This window comes from Pseudomonas sp. NFACC24-1 (genome assembly GCF_900115235.1).
Taxonomy (GTDB): domain Bacteria; phylum Pseudomonadota; class Gammaproteobacteria; order Pseudomonadales; family Pseudomonadaceae; genus Aquipseudomonas; species Aquipseudomonas fluorescens_AA.
This window is the reverse complement of the sequence record NZ_FOVS01000053.1, coordinates 21,157-27,239: the sequence shown is the minus strand read 5'-3', so window position 1 is coordinate 27,239 and position 6,083 is coordinate 21,157. Positions and strand designations below refer to the sequence as shown.

6 protein-coding genes and 1 pseudogene are annotated in these 6,083 nt (G+C 57.7%); 3 read left to right on the top strand and 4 right to left on the bottom strand.

What is annotated here, in order from left to right; translation table 11 throughout:
- The coding region (locus BM317_RS28625; RefSeq protein ID WP_256574285.1) for a hypothetical protein at positions 1-475 on the top strand (475 nt) is incomplete at its 5' end.
- 22 nt (positions 476-497) lie between these two features.
- Here BM317_RS28625 and BM317_RS28620 read toward each other — a convergent pair.
- Positions 498-2,060 carry a M10 family metallopeptidase C-terminal domain-containing protein gene (locus tag BM317_RS28620; RefSeq protein ID WP_092174204.1) on the bottom strand — a complete coding sequence of 521 codons (1,563 nt, stop codon included), beginning with the start codon at positions 2,058-2,060 and terminating at the stop codon, positions 498-500.
- Positions 2,061-2,143: 83 nt separating this feature from the next.
- Between BM317_RS28620 and BM317_RS28615 the strand changes: the two genes are divergently transcribed.
- Positions 2,144-2,614: a substrate binding domain-containing protein gene (locus BM317_RS28615; RefSeq protein WP_218190564.1), complete on the top strand. Its 471-nt coding sequence runs from the start codon at positions 2,144-2,146 to the stop codon at positions 2,612-2,614.
- Positions 2,615-2,640: 26 nt separating this feature from the next.
- On the opposite strand, the pseudogene BM317_RS28610 reads toward BM317_RS28615, so the two are convergent.
- From BM317_RS28610 to BM317_RS28600, 3 genes and pseudogenes are all read right to left on the bottom strand, one after another.
- Positions 2,641-2,795, bottom strand: a pseudogene (locus tag BM317_RS28610) (DUF3363 domain-containing protein); the annotation flags it as partial.
- A 62-nt stretch (positions 2,796-2,857) separates the two neighbouring features.
- Positions 2,858-3,586 carry a hypothetical protein gene (locus tag BM317_RS28605; RefSeq protein WP_170866288.1) on the bottom strand — a complete coding sequence of 243 codons (729 nt, stop codon included), beginning with the start codon at positions 3,584-3,586 and terminating at the stop codon, positions 2,858-2,860.
- 150 nt (positions 3,587-3,736) lie between these two features.
- On the bottom strand, positions 3,737-4,921 hold the full coding sequence (locus BM317_RS28600; RefSeq protein ID WP_092477096.1) for an aldo/keto reductase: 1,185 nt from the start codon (positions 4,919-4,921) through the stop codon (positions 3,737-3,739).
- A gap of 188 nt (positions 4,922-5,109) precedes the next feature.
- Between BM317_RS28600 and BM317_RS28595 the strand changes: the two genes are divergently transcribed.
- On the top strand, positions 5,110-6,075 hold the full coding sequence (locus BM317_RS28595) for an AraC family transcriptional regulator (RefSeq protein WP_170866287.1): 966 nt from the start codon (positions 5,110-5,112) through the stop codon (positions 6,073-6,075).
- The last annotated feature ends 8 nt before the right edge of the window (positions 6,076-6,083 follow it).

Sequence of the window (6,083 nt, the reverse complement as noted above, 5' to 3'; positions counted from 1 at the left end):
TTTCCATAGGAGGTTTAGCGTGCTCTGGAAGTCAAATCTTGTAGTGCTCGCCTTGTCTGCCGTTGTCTTTTCGGCGCAGGCTCAATCTGATCGTCAAGTGGTCGAGGACATGGTGACTCGCTCGGCCAATGTCTGCCCCGGCCACAGCACCGAGCGCACCACGCCCACGGTGAAGGCGGTGCCTGTCGGCGCGTTGCGGGTTATGCTTGACCGCGGCCTGGTCATGTGTCCCGACCGGCGCCTCGACGCCAACGCGCCGGCTGTGTTCTACGGCAGAGTTGGCGTATTCGAATGGAACCCCGAAGTGCCTGCAAGTTCGGAGGTGATCGTCAAGCAGATCGACGCCATGACCCGCAAGGACGAGTATCCATCGGACACCTTGGTTTGGGACGCCAAGGGTATGCCACTTGAGCAGCGCACCGTGCCGGCTTTCGAGGCCAAGCCAGGGGCTGCTGTGCTGTACCAGGTACGGTAAGCACACAGCGCCGGGCAACAGATCAGACCACGTTATAAGTATGGGGATCTACGGTACCTATTAGCGTCAGCTCCACAGGTTCAGGCGCGGAAAGATCCCCGGGGAGCGCAGCACTATCGACGCTGGAGCGGGCGACGCTCGCTGTGCTGAGCGTCAGGTTGCTGTCGTCGAGTTGTCCGGCAAAGTTTCCATCGAGCACCAGCTCGAAGCGTTGGCCATCGGCATTGGCCTCGAAGCTTTTCAGATAGGTGCGGCTATCGTCTGCGTTATTTCCAATCAACAAGGTGCCGTCGTATCCGTTCCCGATCCCGGTGAACCCCAGGGCACTGAGGTCAATGCGATCCTCGGCGGGATTGAAATCGAGTATGCGGTCACTGTCACTGCTGTCAGCGGTGCGAAAGCTGTCTGTCACGCTGGCATAGCGGAAGACGTCGTGTCCTGCACCCCCGGAGAGCAAGTCGCGGCCGAGATTGCCTTGCAGCACATCGTCACCTGCCAGGCCACGCAGGATTTCATCGCTACCCAGGCCTTCCAACACATCGCTGCCGGACGAACCCACCAAACGCGTGCTGCCATCCGTGCTGCCGAAAGTGCTGTCCAGACTGCCATCGGCGTTTAGCCGAACCGCGGCAAAATCACTGCCGCCATTGGCGAAAGCGCTTCCTCCGAGCAGAATCTTGCCGTCGTCCTGCACCGCTATTGCGTTGCCTGCGGCATAATCGCCAGGCAGATTAATGCTGACCGAACCTTGGTTGCCGAAACTGACGTCGGGGCTGCCATCGGCGTTGAAACGCAGCACGGTGAAGTCATCGAAAGAGGTCGTGTTGGATAGCAGTATTTTTCCATCGTCTTGTACCGCCACACCGCCGCCGTAGCTGCCAACATTATTGATCTCCATGATGCCATTGACGCCAAAGTGGGTGTCCAGTTCTCCAGCAGCCGTGTATTTGAGCAAGCTGTTATGAAAGTTCGGCGCACCTTGGACGAGTATGCCGCCATCCGCCAGGGAGGTGAGGCCTAGCACGAATTGAAGCGTTCCAGGGGCCTGCAATGTCAGGACTCCGTTTGTGCCGAAGGAGAGGTCTTGTGTGCCGTCGGCATGCAGCTGCGTCACTCTCAGCGTGCTGCCCTCGACGGCCCCCACCAGCACGCTGCCGTCAGAGTTGACTTCCACTATCGGTGCGTGGCCGAAGCCGCTGGACAGGCTGGCCTGGGCATTGGCGTTGAACACGGCATCGGCTTTACCGTCCGGGCCCCAACGCTGGACGATGGGGGTGTTATCGTGCCCTTCGTGGGCCGCCACCACCGCCCCGTCAGTCTGGACGCGAAGGCTATAGTCCTTTTCGATGGGGATTTGCTTATGAATCACCAGCCGCCCAGCATTGCCGTAGGTCGAATCCACACTGCCATCGGTGTTGAGATGGGCCAAGGAAAAGTCTTTGCCGTAGTCAAGGTCGAGCGCGTGGTAGGAGAGACCGGCGACCAATACTGAGCCGTCGGGCTGTATGACCATGTCGTAGGCGTTATCGGCGTATCCATTGATATCGACGATCATGATCCCAGGGGCGCTGTAGCTAGTGGCCATTGCTCCATCCTCTAAAAATATCCAGAAGCGTAGACTCTAGCCTAGGACCATTAGTTCGCCAGGCCCAATCCCGATCCCCTGCCATGAGACTGCTGATTGTCATGTCACGGCAGCACACTTTTTTGAGGACGATTTTGGAGTCGTCCTTCAGGAACAATGTCGAGCCATCGGGACTCTTGCGCGTAGCCTGTCCGACAGCTCTCGCACACCCGTTTGTGCTGCCGCATGTGCCGGCCTTTTTGGAGCGCTACCCTCAATTGAACCTGGATCTCCAACTCAACGATCGATACGTAGACCTGATCAATGAAGGCACCGAACTCGCCATGCGTATAGGACATCTGGAGGACAGCACCTTGCGCGCCCGGCGTCTTGGTTGGCAGGACCGGGTCTTCGTCGCCAGCAAGGACTACTTGGCTAAACGCGGAGTTCCGCAGACCCCGGATGATCTACGCGACCACGATTGCATCATCTACACCTTACTGTCGTCCGGGGGCGACCTGGCGATTCCGGGAGCACCCCTTTGCCGACGCTACAAGACAAGGCGACAAACGTGACCCCTGACGCTCTTGCAAGGCTACGATTAGTCGATAGGCATTCCGCGCTGTCGCCCGATCTCCCAAGAGCGCGGTCGCCGCGCACCGTTGCGGCCAACGGCTGCCCCAACCGCTGTTCGATCACCGGCTTCCAAGGCACCAGCGAAAAGCCCATACCGTCATCGAGCATCGCGTAGTGCCCGCATGGCGAGCATGACGTCTCGTCCATGGTTTCTGACGGCATGGCATCATCGAACTGACGAATTAAAGTTCACTTAAATCGCTATCTGCCTTCCACTGGGGGCTGACTTCTAACAACGGCTTCAGGAAGGTATAAAGTAGAACGGCTGCAAGAAGGGAGGCGGCTACTATCAATGCAAGCCACATAATGACCAATAGAGAGAGTGTGACACTATTATTCAACTCACGAAAAATGCCGAAGGCAAAAGCCGTGTACCAAGACACACCCGAAACTGCACCGGATGCGAGAAACAAGGCAGCTTTCTTGCGGGACACACCAAAGAGCAGCGGCCGACTCATGTCGCGTAGCACCTCTGGCAACACAAAAGCGTGAATGATGATTCCATTGATGGTCAGGACGCTCACCACAATGACCTTCGCCCAGAGTTTAGGGTTTTCAAACTTTTCCGGTGACTCCATCGCGTAAAGGGCAAGGAAACCAAGGCCTGAGAGCCACAGGAGGCATAGTCCAAGAGTGACTGCGCCGCTGATGAAGTGAAAAGTGCGTCCGATTTCAACGGGGAGGCTACCCTTGCGCATCCAGCGCAAGATCCAGAGGTCCAGCATCGTCGCCCCGCCGAGGCCGAAGCACATACCGAGCAGATGTATACCTATAAGGACCGTCAGAACCTTTAGCTGCGGGAATGGCTCAGGCAATGGAACGCTGAACGCAAGTGTGTCCGCGAGCAAGTGACCACTGCTGGAGAACGCAAGTAGACCGCCGGAAATCAGGAGTGACGTTCGTATGTTCATTATTACGACCTTAGGCTCGCGTTCTTATTTGAACGGGGGCGCAGTTTGTTTACTGGAGAATAAGGTCCTTTAATTCTCAACTTTATGGGTGTAAGTGATTTGCCAGGACAACGGTAGCGTCACATCAGCAGGTAGCCCGGGCGTAGGCCCTCAGGAAGGAACCGGTGCTTGAGCATCAATCAAATCCTGGCGCTTCAGCTCCTCCCAAAAGGCTGCTGGGGTACCGATCTTCATCGCTTGCACATTGGAAACTACCTGTCCCGGCGAGCGGGCACCCGGAATGATCGCGGATACTTGCGGATGTGCTGCCGCGAACTGCAGGGCGGCAGTATGAATGTCGATGCCATGTTTTCTGGCAACTGCCATGATTCGCGCGCGCTTTTCCACCGCTCCGGCAGGCAGATCCGGGCTGAAGTTATAGCGGCTGCGCCCTCCCAGAAATCCATCGTTCAGTGGTGTTCCAACCACAGCGCTGGTGCCTTTGCTGCTCAACGCCGGAAAGGTGTTGCGCAACGCCTCGCTGTGGTCAAGGAGGGAATACTGGCAGGCAAGCAACACGATGTCGGGAGTCGGGTCATAACCGGCTACTGCCTGGACCACGGCATTCGGCGTGTTGACTCCGAAGCCCCATGCCTTGATGAGGCCCTCGTCACGCATCTTTTCAAGCTCGACCATCGCCCCTGAGCGCGCAATTCGATACGCCGCTTCCCAACCGCCTTCCAGTTCGGTGTTATCTGGCGAGAGGTCATGGATAAAGACGACATCGATACGCGGCAGACCCAGCCGCTGCAGGCTGTCTTCCACGGAACGACGCGCGCCTGCCGCGGTGTAGTCATATCGGTAGTTGAAGGGCGCCGGCGACTTCCAGATAGCATGGTCCGCGCGCGGGCCACCAGCGGCCGTCAATACGCGACCGACCTTGGTGGACACCACATAGTCGTCTGGATTTTTGCCGCGCAGGAAGCGACCCAGGCGATATTCACTCAAGCCAAACCCGTAGAACGGCGAGGTGTCGTAAAGTCTTACACCTGCCTCCCAAGCAGCCTGCAGAACCGAGCTCGCCTGCTCGTCGCTGATCGGCGCAAAGATATTGCCGATCTGCGTCCCGCCCATACCAAAGCGTTGAGGCGTCATGTATCGCATTGCATGCGAGGGTAAATTGACGGGCAGGTCTGCGCGCACGATCCGTCCTTCGGTACGCATCACGCTTCCGGGCTCCGTGAGCGACGAGGGCACCGGGGCAGGAGCCAGCGAACTTGCGACCCCCGATGCTGGCAGCAAAGCGGCTGCAACAGTACCCACTGCCGAATAAGTAAGAAAATCTCGTCTGTCCATCCAACTTTCCTTTCGCGACCAAGGTTTCACGGGATCATCGAAGCCGGTTCATGCACTAGAAGTTAGAACAACGAGGGTTGGCCGAGTGACCCTAATTCGCCATATCTTTTGCACAATCCTGCCGATGCTCTTGTGTTGGTCACGCACTCTCAGCAGACTCGAACATTCCGTAAATTGGGGGGCATGTGATGACGAGCGGTTCCTTCTCGCAGTTCGGTTTCAGCCATGTGCATTCCCTGACCTTGCGCGATCCCGCGCAGCCCACCGAACGCTCCCAGGCGCTCAAGCGGCTTATCGAAAAAGTCACCCTGCAAATTGGCTTGAACGAGGTTTGCACGACGGCGATTCCAGGCTTGAGCTTTTATCGAGTCGCCGAATTAGGTACGCCCACGTACTGCATTTATGAACCTTGCGTGGCCATTATCCTGCAGGGCGCGAAGGAGATCTCGTTCGGCGAGCAAGCCTGTGAGTTCCGGCAAGGGACGTTTTTCGTCACATCGGTCGATATCCCCACACTGGCTCGCGTGACCGCGGCTAACGAGCAAACCCCCTATTTATCCGTTGTGTTGAAGCTCGATTTTTCCATGCTCAATGAGGTGATCCTGACCCTCGAGCCGCCAAGGCAGGAAATGGCTGCTGAGGCGCGGGGCTTCGTATCCGGTGTGGCGACGAGCGAGATGCTCGATGCGTTCGCTCGACTGGCCACGCTGATCGAACGGCCGCTTGAAGCAGGCTTGATGTCGGGCCTTATCAAGCGGGAGATATACGGCAGGCTGCTGCTCAGTGAAGCGGGGCAGTTGTTGCGCAGCGTCACTCGCGATGGTTACCGGGATAGCGGCATCGTGAGAGCCGTTGAATGGCTGAAGTATCACTACGATAAACCGTTGCAGGTGGCCGACCTCGCCGAACGATCCGGCATGGCCAGCTCCACGCTGCATCACCGCTTTCGCAAGCTGACAGGCACAAGCCCCATTCAGTATCAAAAATCGCTACGGCTGCAAGCCGCGCGCAGCCTGATGTTGACCGAGCGGATAGACGTGAACACCGCCGCGTTGCGAGTCGGCTATGAAAGCGTCGCCCAATTCAGCCGCGAATATGCCCGACGCTTCGGCGCGCCTCCCTCGAGAGACATCAAGCGCGCACGGGAAAAATGAAAGGGGAC

Coding starts and splice junctions, on each gene's coding strand:
- BM317_RS28620 (WP_092174204.1), bottom strand. CDS start 2,060: ATGGCCACTAGCTACAGCGCCCCTGGGATCATGATCGTCGATATCAAT.
- BM317_RS28595 (WP_170866287.1), top strand. CDS start 5,110: ATGACGAGCGGTTCCTTCTCGCAGTTCGGTTTCAGCCATGTGCATTCC.
- BM317_RS28600 (WP_092477096.1), bottom strand. CDS start 4,921: ATGGACAGACGAGATTTTCTTACTTATTCGGCAGTGGGTACTGTTGCA.
- BM317_RS28615 (WP_218190564.1), top strand. CDS start 2,144: ATGAGACTGCTGATTGTCATGTCACGGCAGCACACTTTTTTGAGGACG.
- BM317_RS28605 (WP_170866288.1), bottom strand. CDS start 3,586: ATGAACATACGAACGTCACTCCTGATTTCCGGCGGTCTACTTGCGTTC.